A 17,792-nucleotide genomic window follows, 5' to 3' on the forward strand; every position below is an offset into this window, starting at 1 on the left:
GTCACTCGAAGTCAGGGAATGATCAAGAGGGCAACCTCAACTCTCCCTGTTCCGTCCGGAGTTGTCCGAAGTGCTTCGGCGGCACCGGGACTGCCGGTGTCTCAGCCGTCGCCCGGGGTGCCGACGGCGCACCCCCGCACCGGTCCGAACCGGCCGTGCGCTCCAGGAACAGGGGCCGTGCACTGTCGGTCAAAACGGCCCGTGGACGCCGATCTACGTTCATGGAGCGGTTCGGCCGGGACGTCCCCGGGATCCGGACCGCACCGATCCCCTGCATCCACACGGCGTCCACGGGACTCCGCGAAAGGACCCCCCTCATGAGCCACCCCGCCTTCGACCCCACGCAGGTCCACGCCGCACCGGGCTCGGACCTCATCACCCCCGACAACGCGGTGATGCTCTTCGTCGACCACCAGCCGCAGATGTTCTTCGGCACCGGCTCCGGCGACCGGGCCGCCATCGTCAACAGCACGGTCGGGCTCGCGAAGGCCGCCAGAGCCTTCGGCGTGCCCACCGTCCTCACCACCGTGGCCGCCGACTCCTTCTCGGGCCCCCTGCTCCCGCAACTGGCCGCCGTCCTCCCCGACCACAAGCCCCTCGACCGCACGAGCATGAACGCCTGGGAGGACGAGGCCCTCGTCGCCGCGGTCCGGGCCACCGGCCGCCGCAAGATCGTCCTGTCGGGGCTGTGGACCGAGGTCTGCCTGGTGCTCCCCGCCCTCTCCGCGCTGGAGCAGGGTTACGAGGTCTACGTCGTCGCCGACGCCTCCGGCGGCGTGACCCCGGCCGCCCACGAACACGCCCTCCAGCGCATGACCGCCGCCGGGGCCGTCCCGGTGACCTGGCTCCAGGTGCTGCTGGAGCTCCAGCGCGACTGGGCGCGCCAGGACACGTACGGAGCGGTCATGGACATCGTCAAGGAGCACGGCGGCGCGTACGGACTCGGCGTCGTCTACGCGCAGTCGGTCATCGGCGCGCACGCGGCCGGCTGACCCGTGGACACCGGTCTGCTGATCCTGCGGCTGCTGGCGGGACTGCTCGTCGCCGGACACGGACTGCAGAAGATCAGCCCCCTCCTCGGCGGCACCGGACTGGCGGGCGGGGCACGGGAGTTCCGCGCCGACGGCTTCCGCGGCGGCGCACTGACCGCCCTCGCGGCGGGCGGCGGCCAGCTCGGCTCCGGGCTGCTGCTCGCCGCAGGACTGCTCACCCCGCTCGCCGCCACCGGTGTCGTCGGCGTGATGACCGTCGCCCTCACCGTCAAGCGGCCGAACGGACTGTGGGTGCAGAACGACGGCTACGAATACCCGCTCGTCCTGATCGGCACCGCCGTCGCCCTCGCCGCCACCGGCCCCGGCGCCTGGTCCCTCGACCACTCCCTCGGCCTGGCGCCGTACCCCCTGTGGTGGACGGCGCTCGTCCTGGCCGCCGGAGCAGGCAGCGGCCTGCTCACCCGGGTTGCCCTGCACCGCACACCGGCCCCCTCCTGAAACGCGCTTCCCCTTTCTCTGGAGTACGTACGTGATCCATCCCGCACCGGCCGACAGCACCCCCGCGCCCGGCGGCGGCCAGCCGCTGCTGCACCAGAAGGGCCCCGAGACCCAGCGTTTCGGCACGGTCAAACAACTCCCGCTGGGCCTCGGCCACGACACCCGGATGTACGCCTGCCAGCGGCTCAACCGCGTACTGGCCGACACCCAGATGCTCCACTCCCTCTACAAGAAGCACCACTGGCTCGTGCGCGGTGCCACCTTCCACGCCCTTCACCAGATGCTCGACCGGCACGCCGAGGCGCAGCTCGCCCTCGTGGACGAACTCGCCGAACGCGTCCAGAGCCTGGGCGGAGTCGCCGTCGGAGACCCGCGCCACGCCGCCGAACTCACCTCGGTGCCCCGGCCGCCCGACGGCGTCGAACCGGTGCCCGTCATGCTCTCGCGCCTCCTCGACGCGCACGAGCGCATCCTCGTCGACGCCCGCGACGCCGCCGCCCGGATCGCCGCCGAGGGCGACGAGGGAAGCAACGACCTGCTGGTCTCCGGGGTGCTGCGCACCGGCGAGGCCCAGGTGTGGTTCCTCGCGGAACACCTGGTGGACACCCCGCTGGTACGGGCCTGACACCCCCGCACCGCTCTCACAAGCACCACTCGCCCACCCCTCACAAGAATCACTCACCCACCCCTCACAAGAATTCGGAGCACACTCATGCCGTACATCAAGGTCGCCGAAGGCAACTCCGCCCCCGTCGAGCTGTACTACGAGGACCACGGCAGCGGCCGCCCCGTCGTCCTCATCCACGGCTGGCCGCTGAACGGGGCCTCCTGGGAGAAGCAGACGGCCGCGCTGCTCGCCGCGGGCAACCGGGTCATCACCTACGACCGGCGCGGCTTCGGCCGCTCCGACCAGCCCGCCGACGGCTACGACTACGACACCTTCGCCGCCGACCTCGACCGGATACTCACCGCCCTGGACCTGCGCGACGCGGTCCTCGTCGGCTTCTCCATGGGCACCGGCGAAGTCACCCGCTACCTGGGCGCCTACGGGTCCGAGCGGGTCTCCAAGGCCGTCCTCATCGGCGTGGTCCCGCCCTTCCTGCTGAAGACCGACGACAACCCGGCGGGCGTCGACGGCGAGGTCTTCAAGGGGATCGAAGAGGCCATCCGCGCCGACCGCTACGCCTTCATGACGGACTTCCTCGCCGACTTCTACAACGTGGACGTCCTCGGCGGCACCCGCATCAGCCCGCAGGCCGTCCAGGCCAGCTGGAACGTCGCCGTCGGAGCCTCGGCCAAGGGCACCCTCGACTGCGTCGCGGCCTGGCTGACCGACTTCCGCGAGGACCTGCCCCGTATCGACGTCCCCACGCTGATCGTCCACGGCGACGCCGACCGCACCCTGCCCATCGACTCCACCGCGATCCCGCTGGCCCAGCTCATCGACGGCGCCGAGCTGACGGTCGTCCCCGGCGGCCCGCACGGCCTGCTGTGGACGCACGCCGACGAGGTCAACGCCGCCCTGCTCGGCTTCATCGGCTGACCGAGCCCCCAGTCCGGGCCGCCCGCTCCCGTGAGCGGGCGGCCCGGCCCCAACCCAGTTCACCAGCACAGGAGTTGAGCCATGCCCGACCGAACCGCCCGAGCCCTCCCGGGAGGTCCCGGCATGAGTGCCACCCCGCCCCACCCGAGCATGCCCGTCGCGGGCATCAGCCCCACGGCGGCCGCCGCAAGCCACCCCGCCGACCTCCTCATCCGCAACGCCAAGGTGTTCACCGGCGACCCCGCCCGCCCCGAGGCCCGTACCGTCGCCGTCCGCGACGGCCGCGTCCTGGCCCTCGGCGACGACGACCACGCCACCGCCCACCTCGTCGGACCCGCCACCCGGGTGATCGACGTCCTCGGCCGCCGGGTCGTCCCCGGGCTCAACGACTCCCACCTGCACGTCATCAGGGGCGGCCTCAACTACGTACTGGAACTGCGCTGGGACGGCGTACGCAGCCTGCGCACGGCCCTGGCCATGCTGCGCGAACAGGCCGGACGCACCCCCAAGGGCCAGTGGATACGCGTCGTCGGAGGCTGGAGCGCCGAGCAGTTCGCCGAGCGCCGGATGCCCACGGTCGCCGAACTGAACGCCGCCGCCCCCGACACCCCCGTGTTCGTCCTGCACCTCTACCAGTCGGCGCTGCTGAACCGGGCCGCCGTACGCGCCGCCGGATACACCCGCGAGACTCCCGACCCGCGCGGCGGGCAGATCGTACGCGGCCGCGACGGCGAACCCACCGGCGTGCTGCTCGCCGCCCCCGGCGCCCTGCTCCTGTACTCCACCCTCGCCAAGGCCCCGGCACTGGACGCCGCCGACCGGCGCACCTCCACCCGCCACTTCCTGCGCGAACTCAACCGCTTCGGCCTCACCTCCGCCCTCGACGCGGCCGGCGGCTTCCAGAACTTCCCCGACGACTACGCCACCGTCGCCGACCTGGCCCGCACCGGCGAACTCACCCTGCGCATCGCCTACTACCTCTTCCCGCAGACCGCAGGCCAGGAGCTGGCCGACCTGCGCCGCTGGACGCAGACCGTGCGCCCCGGCGACGGCGACGCCTGGCTGCGGCTCGCGGGCGCGGGCGAGAACCTGACCTGGGCCGCCGCCGACTTCGAGAACTTCGCCGAGCCCCGCCCCGCCCTGGAGGCGGGCTACGAGGCCGAGTTGGAGCAGGCGGTGCGGCTGCTCGCCGAGAACGGCTGGGGCTTCAGGCTGCACGCCACCTACGACGAGACCATCCGACGCGACCTCGCCGTCTTCGAGAAGCTCGCCGCCGAAGGACTCTTCCCGGGCGGCAGACGCTGGCTCTTCGACCACGCCGAGACCGTCTCCGACGCCAGCCTGGAACGCATCGCCGCGCTCGGCGGGGCGGTGTCCGTGCAGAACCGGATGTCCTTCCAGGGCACCGCCTTCCTCGACCGGTACGGCGCCGAGGCCACCGCCCGCACGCCGCCCGTGCGCTCCATGCTCGACCACGGCCTCACCCTCGCCGCCGGAACCGACGCCACCCGCGTCTCCTCCTACAACCCCTGGGTGTCCCTGCACTGGCTGGTGACCGGCCGAACCGTCGGCGGCACCGCCCTCTACCCGGCCGCCCACCTGCTCGACCGGGCACAGGCCCTCACCCTCTACACCCGGGGCGGGGCACAGCTCACCGGGGAGGAGGACGTCAAGGGGACGCTGCGCGAAGGGAGTTACGCCGACCTCGCCGTGCTGTCCCACGACTACTTCACCGTGCCGGAACACGAGATCCCCGACATCGAGTCCGTACTGACGGTCGTCGGCGGACGCATCGTGCACGCGGCGGCCGAACACACCGGCCTCGACGAGGAGATCCCGCCCGTCAGCCCCGCCTGGAGCCCGGTCGCCCGCTTCGGCGGATACGCCTCCGGCGCCCGACAGGCCGACGCGATGGCCGAGGTCGTCACCGAATCGGAACTCCACCGCCGCTGGCGGGCACAACGGGCCGACGCCGTGCCGGACCGGCCCGCAACGGCCCCGCTCGACCCGTGCTTCGCCCCGTGAACCCGGCCGGGCCGGCGAGCCCCGCCAGTGAGGAGAACCAACAGATGAGTACGGAGCCCCCCGCACCCGGTGCGGGCGAAGGGCGTCGCCACGAGCCCGACCTGCGGTCCATGACCCGGATCAACCTGCGCCCCGTCGCCTCCCCCATGCCGCTCGGCTTCTTCGCGGTGGCCATCGCCTCCGTGCTGACGGGGTGCCTCCAGCTCGGCGTCCTCGACGCCACCGCCCGCCAGGCGGTCGCCCTGTGCGTACTGCCCGCCTTCGCCCTCCAACTCCTGGTCAGTGTCATCGCGTTCGGGGCCCGCGACGTGATCGCGGCGACCCTGATGGGCACCTTCGCCGGAAGCTGGCTGGCGTACGCGCTGGTGACCGGAACGGGAGCACCCCAGGGGCACGAGGTGCTGGGCGTGTTCAACCTGGTGTTCCTGTGCTTCGGGGCACTGATGGCGTCCGTGACCCGGCCCAAGCGCGCCCTGTGGTGGGTCCTGGTGGTCTCGCTGCCCCGGTGGGCGGCCACCGGCCTCGCCGGTGTGACCGGGGTCCACTGGCTGACCGGCGCGGCCGGAGGCCTCGGCATCCTGGTCGCGCTGGTGTCCGCGTACGCCGCGTTCGCCCTGCTCCTGGAGGACGTACGCAGCGAGGAAGTGCTGCCCATCGGCCGCACCGGCCCGGCCCGGCACGCCCTCGAGGGCGACCTCGGGGTGCAGCTGCGCAACCTGGAACGCCAGGCGGGTGTACGTCGCACGCTCTAGCCGTGCGCAGAGCGGGCCCGTCCCTCGGGGAGCCGGGCCTCGGCCTGCCACTCCCGGGGAGACATCCCGTACGCCGCCCGGAACGACCGGCTGAAGTGCGAGGGGTTCACGAAGCCCCACCGCTGGGCCACCGCGGACACGGCCCGCGCGTTGCCGGGCGGCCGGGACAGCTCGCGGCGGCAGCGCGCCAGCCGCTCGGCGAGCATCCAGCGGCCCACCGACGTCCCCTCCGCCCGGAACAGCAGGTGCAGATAGCGCACCGAGACGTGGTGCGCGGCGGCGATCCGCGCGGGCGTCAGCGAGGGATCGTCCAGGTGGTGCAGTACGTACTCCTTGACGCGGGCCAGCATCCCCCGTGCCGCCTCCGGAGCCTGCGGCACCAGCTCGCCCCGGCGCTCGCGCACCAGAATCGCGAGCAAGTCCGCTGCGGTGAGGCCGAGTTGGTGCCCGGTGGCCGGATCGAGGTCCGCCGCCTGCCCGGCGAGGCGGCCCAGGAAGGCGGCGATCAGGGCGGCCGTCCCGGAACCTCCGTGGAAGAGCGTCCCGGTGACGGCCCGCAGCTCGCCCTCCCGAACTCCCAGGCACTCCTTGGGAATCCGGAACGTGGTGAACCGGAAGTCCTCCGGCTGCTCCCGCTCGTACGGCCGCCCCGCGTCCGAGCAGGTGAAGCCGCCCGGCCGCACCAGCGCCTGCCGGCCGTCCTGGGTGAGCCGGGCCGTCCCCCGCTGCTGGAGGGTGACGGTCAGGAACTCCGCACCGCCCTGCGCGATGCGACGAGGGCTGCGCGACACCGTCTGCGGGCCCGCCTCCACCTCGGAGACCTGGAGCGGACCCAGCCTGCGGCTGGTGATCGTGCCCGCCGGGGGAGTGGGCGCGTGCAGCGTGACGTCGAGCGGGACGAAGGTGCCGGAGACGAGGGCGTGCCAGTACGCGGCCCGGTCGGCGGGCGGCAGCGGCAGGGTCGACAGGACGGCGGATGTACCGGACATGAGAACTCCGAGTGCGGTGCGGGTCTTTCCGCATTCACTCTCGGCTCCGGCGGCCCGCCGGCCATCCGTCAGATGACTTGCGTCATGACTGAGGCCCGGAACCCAGCCGTCAGCCCTCCTGCTCCACGACGTCGCGCAGTTGGCTGCGGGACGTCACGCCCAGCGCGGGGAACGCCTGGTAGAGGTGGGTGCCCACGGTCCTCGGCGAGAGGAAGAGCCGCTCGCCGATCTCCCGGTTCGTCAGCCCCTGTGCTGCCAGCCGTACGATCCGCTGCCGTTGCGGCGTCAGTGCGTGCAGCGCGCTGTGCCGGTCCGGGCCGACGGCGACGCCCGCCGCCCGCAGCTCCGCCTCCGCCCGCGCCGACCAGTGCGGCGCGCCCAGCCCCGCGAACAGGTCCCGGGCCTCGGCCAGCGCCGAGCGCGCCTCGGCGATCTGCCGCCTGCGGCGCAGCCACTCCCCGTACTCCAGCCACACCTGGGCGCGTTCGAAGGGCCAGCGCTGCCCCGCCGGGTCCGCCAGCGCCTCGCGGAAGCAGTCGCCCGCCCCGTCGTCGGGCCCGGCCAGCAGCGCGGCCGCCCGGAGCAGGATCTGCCGCAGCCGTGGCGAAGCGCCGTCGCCCACCTCCTCGCGGACCCGCTCCAGGACCGTACGGGCGTCCTCGGTATGGCCGGTGAGCACGGCGGCTGCCGCGTGGTCGGCGACGGCGTAGCACGACAGGTGGTAGTGGACGGGTGCCCCACAGGCGTCGAAGAGGGCACGCAGGTGCAGGCGGGCGGTGGGGTGGTCGCCGAGCGCGGTGGCGGCCAGCGCGGCGGCCCGGCGGGCCCGCACGGTCGTGGCGAGCGCCCGGGCGGGCTCGGTGGCGGCCAGGGCGGCGGTGATGTGCCGCAGCGCCGTCTCGGGATCGCCGGTCAGTGCGCACACGGTGGCCAGGGCGCTCAGCGCACGGGCCGGGCCGAGGTGGTGCTGTCCGGCCAGGAAGCGTGCGGCGAGCCGCTCCACGCCCAGCCGGGCGTCCGCCCACCGGCCGCAGTCCAGGTGCGCCCACGCCAGATCGGCGGCGGTCATCCCGGCGTGGAAGTCGGCGGCGTCCTCCCACTGGGGGTTGACGAGTTCGCCGAGCAGGCTTACGGCCGTCTCGGTCTCGTCCAGCACCATGGCGAGGACCCCGAGGGTGTGGGTGACCGTGGGCAGGAGCCCCGGCGCCGAGGCGAGCGCGGGCAGTTCGGCGCGTATCGCGTCGCCGTGGCCGAAGGGGTCGGTGACGCCGAGGTCCCAGAGCTGGAGGGGCCGGGCGAACATGTCGTCGGCCAGGGCGGTGCGCGCCGCCAGCATCGGCCGGATCCTCTCCCGCTGGGCGGGGATTCCGGAGTGGTAGACGATCCCGGTGGCGATGGTGGACACGTCCACGGCGAGCTGCCCGTCGGCGGGCAGCCCGGCCGGAACGACGAGCGCGAAGGCACGCTCCATGCGCATCATCAGCATCGCCACCAGACCGCCGAGGGCGGAGATCCACCCGCTCGCCGTCTCGTCCGGCACCAACTGGCGGGCCTGCGCGGCCAGAGACTCCGCCCGCGTCAGGTCACCGACCAGGACGGCGGTGTACGCGGCGGTCGACAGCAGCCGGGTCCGCTCGCCCCGCTCCGGGTGGAGCTGCGCCGCCCGCTCCAGCCCGGTCAGGGCGTCGGCGAACGCGCCACGCCCGAAGGTGCGCATCGCCGTGGCCTCCAGCGCGCCCGCGACGGACGCCTCGGGGGTCACCGTCGCCGCGGACAACTGCCAGGCCCGCCGGTCGGGATCGGCGTCGAGCACGGCGGCCAGCGCCAGGTGCGCCCGGCGGCGCTCGGCGAAGGGGGCCGCGCCGTAGACGGCGGAACGCACCAGCGGATGGCGGAAGTCGATCCGGTCGGCGCGCAGCCGCACCAGCCCGGTCCGCTCGGCGGGCAGCCACACGTCCATGTCGGTGCCGGGCGGCAGCGCCGCCAGCACGTCGGGCAGGGCCGCGCCCTCGGCCGCCGCCGCGACCAGCAGGGCCGCCCGGGTGGCGGGCGGCAGCCCGTCGGCCTGCGCGGCGAAGGTCCGCTCCAGCAGATCCGTCAGCGGTACGGGTCCGGCCGGCGGCAGCGCCTCGTCGCGGGGCTGCGAGCGGGCCAGCTCCACCAGGGCGAGCGGGTTGCCCGCGGCGGTGGCCAGCACATGGCGGCGGAAGCCGCCCACCGGGGGTTCGGGCTGGGCACCGAGCAGTTCCTCGGCCTCGGCGGGCGAGAGGGGGCCGACCTCCAGGTGGGGGACCGTCGCATCCAGCCATTCCGGCAGGCGGGACCCCCGTACCGCCACGAGCAGCCCGATCGACTCGCCCGCCAGCCGTCGGGCCACGAAGCCCAGCACCTGGCGGCTTCCGTGGTCCAGCCACTGGGCGTCGTCCACGACGAGCAGCAGCCGCCCCGCGGAGGCGATCTGCGAGGCCAGCGTCAGCACGGCGAGGCTCATCATCATCGGGTCCGGCGGCGCCGGGTCCTCGCCCAGCCCGAACGCGGCCAGCAGCGCGGTGCGCTGACGGACCGGCAGACCGTCCAGGCCGCTGCCGAGGACGGGCAGCAGGAGCTGGTGCAGCCCGGCGAAGGCGAGTTCTGCCTCGGCGGTATTGCCCGCCACCCGCAGCACACGGGTCCCGGCAGCCGCGGCCTCCTCGGCGGCATGGTCCATCAGCAGGGTCTTGCCCACCCCGGCCTCGCCGAACAGCACCAGCACGCGGGCCGATGTCGTGGAGGAGGAGAGGGCTTCGGCGACGACCGCACGCTCTCGTTGACGACCGATCATCACAGAACTCCTGAAACCCTGAAACATGGTGCGAAGACGGTGGATTCCCGCACCCAACTCGAACTGAGGGGCGAATCACCGCTGGTCGGAGCATAGTCGTCGCGCGACCGCGCACGAATTCGCTTCGGGTGCGCTGTCGCCCCAAGGCGCTTGCCGACGGGGGAGGCCGGGTCAAGGTCACGGCGCCCGGGTACCGCCAACGTGTGCCATCCACTGACCCGTTCGTGTCCGGAGGCGCGTCGGCGACCGGCAAGCGCACATGCTGCTGGAGTCGGTTTCGCAACCCCCGGGAGGGCCCCTCATGATCGCTGACGCCATCGGACTCAAGTACGACCGCATGTTCGACATGCTCGACGTGGATCTCAACGGGGTGCTGGAGGAGCAGGACTTCATCACGCTCGCCCGCTCCATCGCTCAGGCGACGGGCGTCGGTCTGGAGTCGGCGAAGGGGGCGACGCTCGTGCTGGAGCGGCAGCGCTGCTGGGCCCTGCTGCTGGAGCACGCCGACGCCAACGGCGACGGGCAGATCGACCGCGACGAGTTCCACCGGGCGATGTCGGGCGCGTTCGGCGACCCCTCATTGCTGGAGCGCAACCTGCGGGACGGCCTGCACGCCGAGTTCGCCGCGATCGACGCCGACGACGACGGAGTCGCCACGATCGACCAGATGACGTCGTTCCTCACCGCCTGGGGCCTGGAGCACGAGGTGGCGGCGGCCTCGGCGACGAGCCTGGACCAGAACGGCGACGGCTGGATCACGCGCGAGGAGTACGTCGCGGGCTGGAGCGACTTCCTGCTGGAGGAGGACACCGAGGCCCCCGGCAGCACCCTCCTCGGCGCGGTCGCCTGACCCGCCCCGCACCGGTCCCGCCCGCAGCGGCGGGACCGGACTCTTTTTGCCCACGGACCCCGATGGTCCCTCGAATGGCGGTACCCGGACGCTCCGCCGCGCGCGGGCCGCGCCACCCGTTGATAAGCACGAAACGGAGAAGTACCGCATCGACGGAAGGTCTGATCGTGCTCTCATCCCAGATCGTGGCCGCTGCCACGCTCCCGTCCCCCGGGGACCGCGCGCTCGCGGTGGAATTCCAGCAGGGCATTTCCGACGCCTGGTCCAAGGTCGCCCAGTTCGTGCCGAAGCTGGCCGGATTCCTGGTGATCCTCCTGGTCGGCTGGTTCGTTTCCAAGATGATCGCCAGAGTGCTCGACCGGGTCCTGCGCAAGGTCGGCTTCGAGCGGCTCAGCGAACGGGCCGGCTCCGCCAAGATCTTCGACAACTCGAAGTACGACGCGACCTCCCTGGTGTGCAAGGTCGTCTACTACGCGCTGCTGCTGGTCACCCTCCAGCTCGCGTTCGGCGTCTTCGGCCCCAACCCGGTCAGCGGCATGATCGACGGCATCGTCGCCTGGCTGCCGAAGGCCCTGGTCGGCCTGGTGCTCGTCGTGGTCGCCATGGCGATCGCGAACGCCGTGCGGGGCATCGTCTCCGGCGTGCTGTCGGCCGCTTCGTACGGGCCGATGGTGGCCCGTATCGTCTGGGCGGTCATCGTCGCCCTCGGCGTGATCGCGGCCCTCGGCCAGGTCGGCATCGCCACGACCGTCACGCAGCCGGTGCTGATCGCCGCGCTGGCGGCCGTCGCGGGCATCCTGATCGTCGGCGTCGGCGGGGCGCTGATCCAGCCGATGCGCGGCCGCATCGAACGCTGGATGGACACCGCCGAGGCCGAGACCGGCCGGATGCGGGCGACCACGGGTCCCGACACCGCCCGCGACGGCGCCTACCAGGCCGGCCGCGAGGACGCCCTGCGCCACCAGCCCGTCACGGACCCGGAACGCGTCGACCCCATGTGACGCCCCACGCCGACGGCCAGGCCCCCGCACTGCGCGTGCGCGGGCCGGGCCGTCGGGCGTTCAGCCGCGGGGAGCGACGAGGCGGTGACGTCGTACGAGATACGTCAGGGCCGTCAGCCGGCACACCGCGTAGTCGTACGCCACCGGCTCCCGCCAGTCGATCTCGGCCAGCGCGTCCAGGAACCCCAGCGCGTAGTCGGCCAGCGCCGCACGATCGGGGGCGGCGGGCTCCAGCCCCGCTGCGCGCGCACCGAGACGTTCACGGATCTCGGCGGCGTGCTGGTCGACCGCGGCGGCGAAACCGGGCTCGAAGGCGAATTCGGCGAACCGCGCCTCGTAACCGGCGCACACCGTGGTCAGAACACAGGACATAACCCCGCGAGACTACAGGAATGCCCTGCCGGGGCCGAGGCCGGGCTGCTTCCGGACCCGGCCCCGGCCGGGGTTCAGGCCTCCCGGTCGGAGGCCGGCCAGACGTACGGCAGATCGTCCGGTACGTCCGGGAACAGTTCCCGGTAGAGCTCCGGGGCCTTGCGGACGAGCGCGGAGCGGTGACTGCGGTGGAATGCGGGGTCACCGAGCCACGGCGGCAGCTCCCCGGCGGCGGCGAGCTCCGCCTGCTCCCGCACCGCGCCGCCGCCGGGACCGGGCCGCTTGCGGGCCCTGCCGCTGCCGGGGCCGGGCCGCTTCCGCGTCTCGCCGCCGCCCTGCCGCCACGCCAGGTAGTCCCGTACGAGAGCGTCCGCACACGTGTCGGCCCGCCCCTCGGCGGTCCACGCCGCGCAGACGTCGAGCCCGTACCGGACCAGCGCCTCCTCGTACCCCGCCCACATGCGCACGGCAGGGTGCCGCCGCCAGCCGTAGCCGGGCACGGTCAGGCCGCGGAACACCTGGAGGGCCTCGACGCGCTGCTTGCCGAGCCGCCGCTGGTCGAGCACGGCCGCCGAGTCCGAGAAGCCGGGATGGGTGAGAAAGGTCTGCATTCCGCATCCCTACCCCCGGAGGGCGGCCCTGCACGGGTGACCCGGTCAGCTGCGGAAGGGTCCCGTCACCTCGTAGGTGATGCCGCCGGACGAGCTGCCGCTCGTACCGCGCTGGCTGGAGAAGTACAGGCGGGTGCCGTCCGGGGAGAACGCCGGGCCCGTGATCTCCGAGCCGGACTGGCCCGTCAGGCGCAGGAACGGCGTCACCACGTTCTCCCGGGTGATCACGCAGATGTCCATCGAGCCGCCGTCCTCCGCGACGAACAGGTCGCCCGAGGCGGCCCCCGTGACGTTGTCGACACCGGTCAGCGGGGCGTTGCCGCCGGTCACCAGGGAGTCGTCGTAGACGAGGTCGAGGGTGGAGGCGGCTGCGTCGTACTTCCACACCCGGTTGTCGCCCTTGGTGGTGAAGTAGCAGACGCCGTCGGCGTAGTAGCAGCCCTCGCCGCCGTTGAAGCGCTTGGCGCCGGACACCTGGTTACGGGTGGCCTTCGACGCGCCGGACGGATCGGGCACCTTCGCCCAGGTGACCGGGCCGCTCGTCCCCGAACCCGCCTTCAGCACCTCCAACTGCCCGGAGGCGAGGTTGCCCCAGGCGGTGGGGGTGAAGCGGTAGAAGCACCCGTCGGTGACGTCCTCCGTCAGGTAGACGACCTTGCGGTCCGGGTCGGCGGCGGCCGCCTCGTGCTTGAACCGGCCCATCGCGTCGCGCCGCACCGCCGCCTTCACCCCCCAAGGATCAGTCTCATACACGTACCCCCGGTCCACCTCCTCGCAGGACAGCCAGGTGTTCCACGGGGTCTTGCCGCCCGCGCAGTTCTGCCGCGTGGAGGAGAGGATGCGGTGCGCGCCGGTGATCGCGCCGGTCGCGGAGAAGCGGATGGCGCCCGCGCCGCCGGACGGGTCGACCTCCGAGTTGGAGACGTAGATCCAGCCGGTGCCGTCGGCGTAGCAGGCGCCGCCGTCGGGCGCGGGGTGCCAGGTGTACGAGGTCCCGGCGACCTTCTGTCCGGAGCGGGCGACGATACGGCTGCGGAATCCGGCGGGAAGCTGCACGCCGTTCGCGTCGGCGCTGCCGAGAGCGCCGTAGGGCCCCGCGCCGGGCTGAGCCGGGTCGGCGTGGGCGGCGCCCAGCCAGAGGGATCCGCTGAAGGCGGTCGCGGACGGGCCGATGACGGCGGCGCGCAGGAAGGTGCGGCGTTCCATGGGCGATCACTCCAGGTTCCGGGGCCGGTTGGCAGGCAGAACCTAGGGTTCCGGGATTGCCTGCGCGACAACGGGTCCTGAACGGCGGGGGAAGAGCGGGGGGAGCGGGTGGGGATCGGCCTGAACTCCGCCGCACGGCAGGCTGGTTGGGGGCCGTCCCGGAACACCGGCATCGGCTGTGAGCGTGCCTCGCCGAGCTGCGGGCGGGCCGTGCCGATCCGCCGCGCGGCCCGGACAACCTGCTGGCCGACCCGTCGGCCTCGCCCCGCCGACCCGCTGAACGGCCCCGTCAGCCGGGCGGCCAACCGCGCCGGGCGGCCGCCCCTCCGCGCTATCCCGCCAGCTCGCCCAGCAGGGACCAGGTGCGCAGCCGGTCGGCGTCACCGGCGATGTCCGTTCCCGAGAACACCACCTCCGTCGCCCCCGCGTCCCGGTAGCGCTGCACCTCGGCGGCCACCTCCCGCTCGTCGCCGATCACCGCCACGTCCACGGCCCGCCGCCCGCCCGAGAGCTCGATGGCCCGCGCGTACGAAGGGAACTGCTCGTAGAACGCGAGCTGTTCGGCGGCCTTCTCCCGCACGGCCTGCGCGTCGTCGGTGACCACGCCGTACACCAGGGCCACGATCCGCGGCGCGGGACGGCCCGCAGCCTCGGCCGCGGCGGTCACGGCCGGCACGATGTGCTCGCCCAGCGCACGCGGCCCCGCCAGATAGGGCAGGATGCCGTCCGCCAACTCCCCGCTCACGCGCAGGGCCTGGGGCCCCATGGCGGCGACGAGCAACGGCACGCCGCCCTCCGCCCCCGGCACGCGGGCGGAGATCGGGGTGGTGGCCGTGAGCAGCTCGCCGTGGAAGTCGGCCGTGCCCGACTCCGTCAACTGCCGCAGGGCGGTGAGGAATTCACGCAGCCGTGCGACGGGACGCTGGTACGGAATGCCGAAACCGGTCTCGGTCAGGAGTTTCGTGCCGAGCGCCAGCCCGAGGTGGTAGCGGCCGTGCGTGGCCGCCTGGGCGGTCTGGGCCTGGCTGGAGACCAGCAGCGGGTGGCGGCCGAAGACGGGAATCGCCGACGTGCCCACGTGCAGGCCAGGCACCTCCCGTCCGACGATCGCCGCGAGCTGGGGCGAGTCCGGGCCGAAGGTCTGCCCGAACCAGGCCGACCGCAGCCCGGCGGCCGCGGCCTCGCGGGCAAGCTCCACGGTGGCGTCGACCTGGTTGGCGGCCTCGGTCGCGCTGAGTGCTACTCCGGTAGTCATGTCACTTCAAACACAAGGGAGTTGGGACCGAATTCCGCTCCGTTGTGACGGCTGTATGACATTCCTGTGTACGCGGCCGGCGGGGGCTCACAAGCGCAGAGGCACAGGGGGACAGCAGCCCGGTCAGCGCGCGCGGCGGCCCGAGAGGGCCATCCGGTTCCAGGTGTGGCGGCGGCCCCGGATCGCGACCGAGTACGCGTACATCACCTCGGGGTCGCACATCCCGGGGATGTAGGAGTCGCCGAAGTGGTGCGCGTCGAACCCGGCCTCCTTCGCGTTGAGAGCCAACTGCGGCACCACGTTGGCGTGGCTGCCCTCCTGGCTGGTGCCGATGGCGCCCATCACCACCGCCCCCGCGTCCTGCACCGCCGCCACCGCCTCGGCGGCCAGCTCCCGGGTGACCCCGGGCAGGGTGCCGGGCAGCGGCATGACGACGCCGTCGGCACCCGCGTCCACCAGCGCGGTCAGCCGCGCGGTGGTGACCCGCTCCGGGTGCCCGGCGTGGTGCATCTTCCCCGACCACAGGGCCGCGTCGTCGCCCAGCCCCGCCCGCAGCTCCTCGGTGACCCGGGCCATCGCGTCGTACGAGCCGCCCGTGCCGGGGTTCGCGGTGATGCAGAGCATGGCCGCACCCATGTCGACGAGGCGCTTGGCGTACTCGGGCCTGGCCCGCCGGATCTCGGGCACGTCCCCCGGCTCCAGATTGACGCCGATGGGCCGGCCGACCACCTGGGCCAGCGCGGTGAAGCTGCTGAAGGCGCCGAGTCCGGGCAGCGTCAGCCGCTCCCCGTCCCAGGCCCGCTCGATCAGGTTCAGTACGACGATGTCCGCCCCGAAAGCGGCGACCAGCTCGGCGTTGTGCACGCCCCGGCCGTCGGGATGCGGGGACAGCGCGGCGCGCTCCGCGAAGACCTCGGCGACCATGGTGCGCCCCTCGGCGGCGGCCACCGCCCGGGTCAGAGCCCGGCCGCGCAGGGCGGCGAGCTGCTCACGGTCGAGGTCCAGGATGCGAGGTTCATCACTCTTCGTCATGCTTCCCACCCTAGGAGCACAGCCGGGACGCGGCCCCGGACCTTGGCCGCGAAAGCGCGGGACTTCCGCCCCTGCCCGTCCCGGGACCGGCGGGCAGCCCCGCAACCTCCCGGAGCGACCGACTACAGTGCGCGCGACGGCAGCCCGGCTACCCGAGGAGGGAAACGGTGACCGAAACCGGCGAATCCCGTTCCGCCGACCACACATCGAACGCGTCGGCCGGGGGTCGGGCACAGGCCGCCTCGGGTCCGGATTCGTCTGCGGGCGAGGATGCGGCCTCGGGCCCGGGTTCGGCTGCGGGCCGCGCGTCGGCCGTCTCGTCCTCGGCCTCGGGCCGGGACTCGGCTGCCTCGGGCCCGGGTTCGGCTGCTGGCCAGGACTTGGCCTCAAGTCCGGTCTCGGCTGCGGGCCAGGATTCGGCCTCAGGCCTGGACGTGGCTACGGGCCCCGCGTCAGCCGCCTCTGGCCCGGGCCTGGATTCAGCCTCGGCCGCGGGCCGCTCGGCTGCCTCGGGCCAGGACTCAACTGCGGGCCCGGCCTCGGCCTCAGGTCCGGTCTCGGCCGCGAACCCCGCGTCAGCCGTCTCTACCCCGAACTCGGCCACGGGCCAAGCATCGGCGGACAGCCGGACAGCGGCCGCGAGCCGGCGGCCGGCCGACGGTCAGGCCTCCCCGCCCAGCCCCCTGCACCGCGTGCTGCGCTACCTTCCCCTCATCGCCCCCGTACTCCTCTGGGCCGTCCCCTGCTGGCTCCTCCTGCACACGGGCCAGCACTGGCCGCTGCCCGTCACCCTGACCGGCACCGCCCTCTTCGCCCTCGGCCTGGTCGTCATGCCGCTCGCGATGGTGCGCGGCCACGGCCGACGCCAGCAGGACCGGGCGGCGATCGTCGGCGACACCTTGCTGGGCGCGGCCTGGATCCTGTTCACCTGGTCCGTCCTGCTCGGCGTCGTCCTGCGGCTCGCGCTGACGCTGGCCGACGTCGGGGACGGGCAGGCCCGGGCCCGTACCGTCACCTGGGCGATCCTCGCCACCGCCGCCGCACTCCTCGCCTGGGGCTACGCCGAAGCCCGCCGCGTCCCCCGGGTCCGCAGCCTGGACGTACAACTGCCGCGCCTGGGAGCCGGGTTGGACGGAACCCGCGTCGTCCTGATCACCGACACCCACTACGGCCCGCTCGACCGCGCCCGCTGGTCGGAGCGCGTCTGTGAAACGGTCAACTCCCTGGAGGCCGACCTCGTCTGCCACACCGGGGACATCGCGGACGGCACCGCCGACCGTCGCCGCGCCCAGGCCACCCCGCTCGGCACCGTCAAGGCCACCCACGCCCGGGTCTACGTCACCGGCAACCACGAGTACTACAGCGAGGCCCAGGGCTGGGTCGACCTGATGGACGAACTGGGCTGGGAACCTCTGCGCAACCGCCACCTCCTCCTCGAGCGAGGCGGCGACACCCTGGTCGTCGCCGGAGTGGACGACGTCACCGCCGAGTCCTCCGGCCTGGTCGGCCACCGCGCGCACCTCGCCGGAGCGCTGGCCGGCGCGGACCCCGACCACCCCGTCCTCCTCCTCGCCCACCAGCCCAAGTTCATCGACCGGGCGGCGGCGGGCGGCGTCGACCTCCAGCTCTCCGGGCACACGCACGGCGGCCAGATCTGGCCCTTCCACCACCTGGTCCGCCTCGACCAGCCCGCCCTCGCGGGCCTCACCCGCCACGGCCCCCGCACCCTGCTTTACACGAGCCGGGGCACCGGCTTCTGGGGTCCGCCCTTCCGCGTCTTCGCCCCGAGCGAGATCACCCTCCTGGTCCTCCGCTCCCCGCAGGCCGGGGCGGCCTCCTGAGCCT

Annotated in this window: 16 protein-coding genes; 9 read left to right on the top strand and 7 right to left on the bottom strand. The window is 73.4% G+C overall.

Annotated features, from left to right (window positions below; translation table 11 throughout):
* Positions 1–317 precede the first annotated feature (317 nt).
* The 6 genes from IE269_RS23150 to IE269_RS23175 all read left to right on the top strand — a co-directional run bounded on the left by IE269_RS23150 (position 318) and on the right by IE269_RS23175 (position 5,810).
* Positions 318–992 (top strand): hydrolase, encoded by a 675-nt coding sequence (locus IE269_RS23150; protein WP_189824995.1) that lies wholly within the window; start codon positions 318–320, stop codon positions 990–992.
* 3 nt (positions 993–995) lie between these two features.
* Positions 996–1,490, top strand: coding sequence for a DoxX family protein (locus IE269_RS23155; RefSeq protein ID WP_189824996.1), 495 nt, complete (start codon positions 996–998; stop codon positions 1,488–1,490).
* Positions 1,491–1,521: 31 nt separating this feature from the next.
* Entirely contained in the window at positions 1,522–2,115 is a 594-nt protein-coding gene (locus tag IE269_RS23160; protein ID WP_229898094.1) for a Dps family protein, read from the top strand.
* An 87-nt stretch (positions 2,116–2,202) separates the two neighbouring features.
* Positions 2,203–3,033, top strand: coding sequence for an alpha/beta fold hydrolase (locus tag IE269_RS23165; protein ID WP_189824997.1), 831 nt, complete (start codon positions 2,203–2,205; stop codon positions 3,031–3,033).
* 123 nt (positions 3,034–3,156) lie between these two features.
* Positions 3,157–5,058 carry an amidohydrolase gene (locus tag IE269_RS23170; RefSeq protein WP_438817606.1) on the top strand — a complete coding sequence of 634 codons (1,902 nt, stop codon included), beginning with the start codon at positions 3,157–3,159 and terminating at the stop codon, positions 5,056–5,058.
* 44 nt (positions 5,059–5,102) lie between these two features.
* Entirely contained in the window at positions 5,103–5,810 is a 708-nt protein-coding gene (locus IE269_RS23175; protein ID WP_189824998.1) for a GPR1/FUN34/YaaH family transporter, read from the top strand.
* Here IE269_RS23175 and IE269_RS23180 read toward each other — a convergent pair.
* Both IE269_RS23180 and IE269_RS23185 read right to left on the bottom strand, forming a co-directional pair.
* Positions 5,807–6,799, bottom strand: a complete 993-nt coding sequence (locus tag IE269_RS23180) for an AraC-like ligand-binding domain-containing protein (protein ID WP_189824999.1) — start codon at positions 6,797–6,799, stop codon at positions 5,807–5,809. The two genes, IE269_RS23175 and IE269_RS23180, sit on opposite strands and share 4 nt — an antisense overlap.
* Before the next feature lie 109 nt (positions 6,800–6,908).
* Positions 6,909–9,620, bottom strand: a complete 2,712-nt coding sequence (locus IE269_RS23185) for a helix-turn-helix transcriptional regulator (protein ID WP_189825000.1) — start codon at positions 9,618–9,620, stop codon at positions 6,909–6,911.
* Positions 9,621–9,921: 301 nt separating this feature from the next.
* Here IE269_RS23185 and IE269_RS23190 point away from each other — a divergent pair, with 301 nt between their 5' ends.
* Together IE269_RS23190 and IE269_RS23195 are read left to right on the top strand one after the other, a co-directional pair.
* The gene (locus IE269_RS23190) at positions 9,922–10,470 is read left to right on the top strand and encodes an EF-hand domain-containing protein (protein WP_189825001.1); all 549 of its coding nucleotides are present in this window, start codon (positions 9,922–9,924) and stop codon (positions 10,468–10,470) included.
* 167 nt (positions 10,471–10,637) lie between these two features.
* Entirely contained in the window at positions 10,638–11,471 is an 834-nt protein-coding gene (locus IE269_RS23195; RefSeq protein ID WP_229898095.1) for a mechanosensitive ion channel family protein, read from the top strand.
* A 60-nt stretch (positions 11,472–11,531) separates the two neighbouring features.
* On the opposite strand, the gene IE269_RS23200 is transcribed toward IE269_RS23195, so the two are convergent.
* From IE269_RS23200 to IE269_RS23220, 5 genes are all read right to left on the bottom strand, one after another.
* A complete protein-coding gene (locus IE269_RS23200) occupies positions 11,532–11,843 on the bottom strand; it encodes a DUF6401 family natural product biosynthesis protein (RefSeq protein ID WP_189825003.1) in 312 nt (103 codons plus the stop codon).
* A gap of 74 nt (positions 11,844–11,917) precedes the next feature.
* The gene (locus IE269_RS23205; protein ID WP_189825004.1) at positions 11,918–12,454 is read right to left on the bottom strand and encodes an MSMEG_6728 family protein; all 537 of its coding nucleotides are present in this window, start codon (positions 12,452–12,454) and stop codon (positions 11,918–11,920) included.
* Between the two features lie 45 nt (positions 12,455–12,499).
* Entirely contained in the window at positions 12,500–13,660 is a 1,161-nt protein-coding gene (locus IE269_RS23210) for an alkaline phosphatase PhoX (RefSeq protein ID WP_189825005.1), read from the bottom strand.
* Positions 13,661–13,991: 331 nt separating this feature from the next.
* The gene (locus tag IE269_RS23215) at positions 13,992–14,915 is read right to left on the bottom strand and encodes an LLM class F420-dependent oxidoreductase (RefSeq protein ID WP_189825006.1); all 924 of its coding nucleotides are present in this window, start codon (positions 14,913–14,915) and stop codon (positions 13,992–13,994) included.
* A gap of 123 nt (positions 14,916–15,038) precedes the next feature.
* Positions 15,039–15,947: a DUF7916 family protein gene (locus IE269_RS23220; protein ID WP_189825007.1), complete on the bottom strand. Its 909-nt coding sequence runs from the start codon at positions 15,945–15,947 to the stop codon at positions 15,039–15,041.
* A 692-nt stretch (positions 15,948–16,639) separates the two neighbouring features.
* Between IE269_RS23220 and IE269_RS23225 the strand changes: the two genes are divergently transcribed.
* Complete coding sequence (locus IE269_RS23225) at positions 16,640–17,788, top strand: metallophosphoesterase (protein ID WP_438817607.1); 1,149 nt, start codon at positions 16,640–16,642, stop codon at positions 17,786–17,788.
* Positions 17,789–17,792 lie beyond the last annotated feature (4 nt).

This window comes from Streptomyces spiroverticillatus (assembly GCA_014650415.1).
Lineage (GTDB): Bacteria > Actinomycetota > Actinomycetes > Streptomycetales > Streptomycetaceae > Streptomyces > Streptomyces spiroverticillatus.

Excerpts from the sequence above, each read along its gene's own strand:
- IE269_RS23150 (WP_189824995.1), top strand. The coding sequence starts at position 318 with ATGAGCCACCCCGCCTTCGACCCCACGCAGGTCCACGCCGCACCGGGC.
- IE269_RS23165 (WP_189824997.1), top strand. The coding sequence starts at position 2,203 with ATGCCGTACATCAAGGTCGCCGAAGGCAACTCCGCCCCCGTCGAGCTG.
- IE269_RS23170 (WP_438817606.1), top strand. The coding sequence starts at position 3,157 with ATGAGTGCCACCCCGCCCCACCCGAGCATGCCCGTCGCGGGCATCAGC.
- IE269_RS23175 (WP_189824998.1), top strand. The coding sequence starts at position 5,103 with ATGAGTACGGAGCCCCCCGCACCCGGTGCGGGCGAAGGGCGTCGCCAC.
- IE269_RS23180 (WP_189824999.1), bottom strand. The coding sequence starts at position 6,799 with ATGTCCGGTACATCCGCCGTCCTGTCGACCCTGCCGCTGCCGCCCGCC.
- IE269_RS23185 (WP_189825000.1), bottom strand. The coding sequence starts at position 9,620 with ATGATCGGTCGTCAACGAGAGCGTGCGGTCGTCGCCGAAGCCCTCTCC.
- IE269_RS23190 (WP_189825001.1), top strand. The coding sequence starts at position 9,922 with ATGATCGCTGACGCCATCGGACTCAAGTACGACCGCATGTTCGACATG.
- IE269_RS23200 (WP_189825003.1), bottom strand. The coding sequence starts at position 11,843 with ATGTCCTGTGTTCTGACCACGGTGTGCGCCGGTTACGAGGCGCGGTTC.
- IE269_RS23205 (WP_189825004.1), bottom strand. The coding sequence starts at position 12,454 with ATGCAGACCTTTCTCACCCATCCCGGCTTCTCGGACTCGGCGGCCGTG.
- IE269_RS23210 (WP_189825005.1), bottom strand. The coding sequence starts at position 13,660 with ATGGAACGCCGCACCTTCCTGCGCGCCGCCGTCATCGGCCCGTCCGCG.
- IE269_RS23215 (WP_189825006.1), bottom strand. The coding sequence starts at position 14,915 with ATGACTACCGGAGTAGCACTCAGCGCGACCGAGGCCGCCAACCAGGTC.
- IE269_RS23220 (WP_189825007.1), bottom strand. The coding sequence starts at position 15,947 with ATGACGAAGAGTGATGAACCTCGCATCCTGGACCTCGACCGTGAGCAG.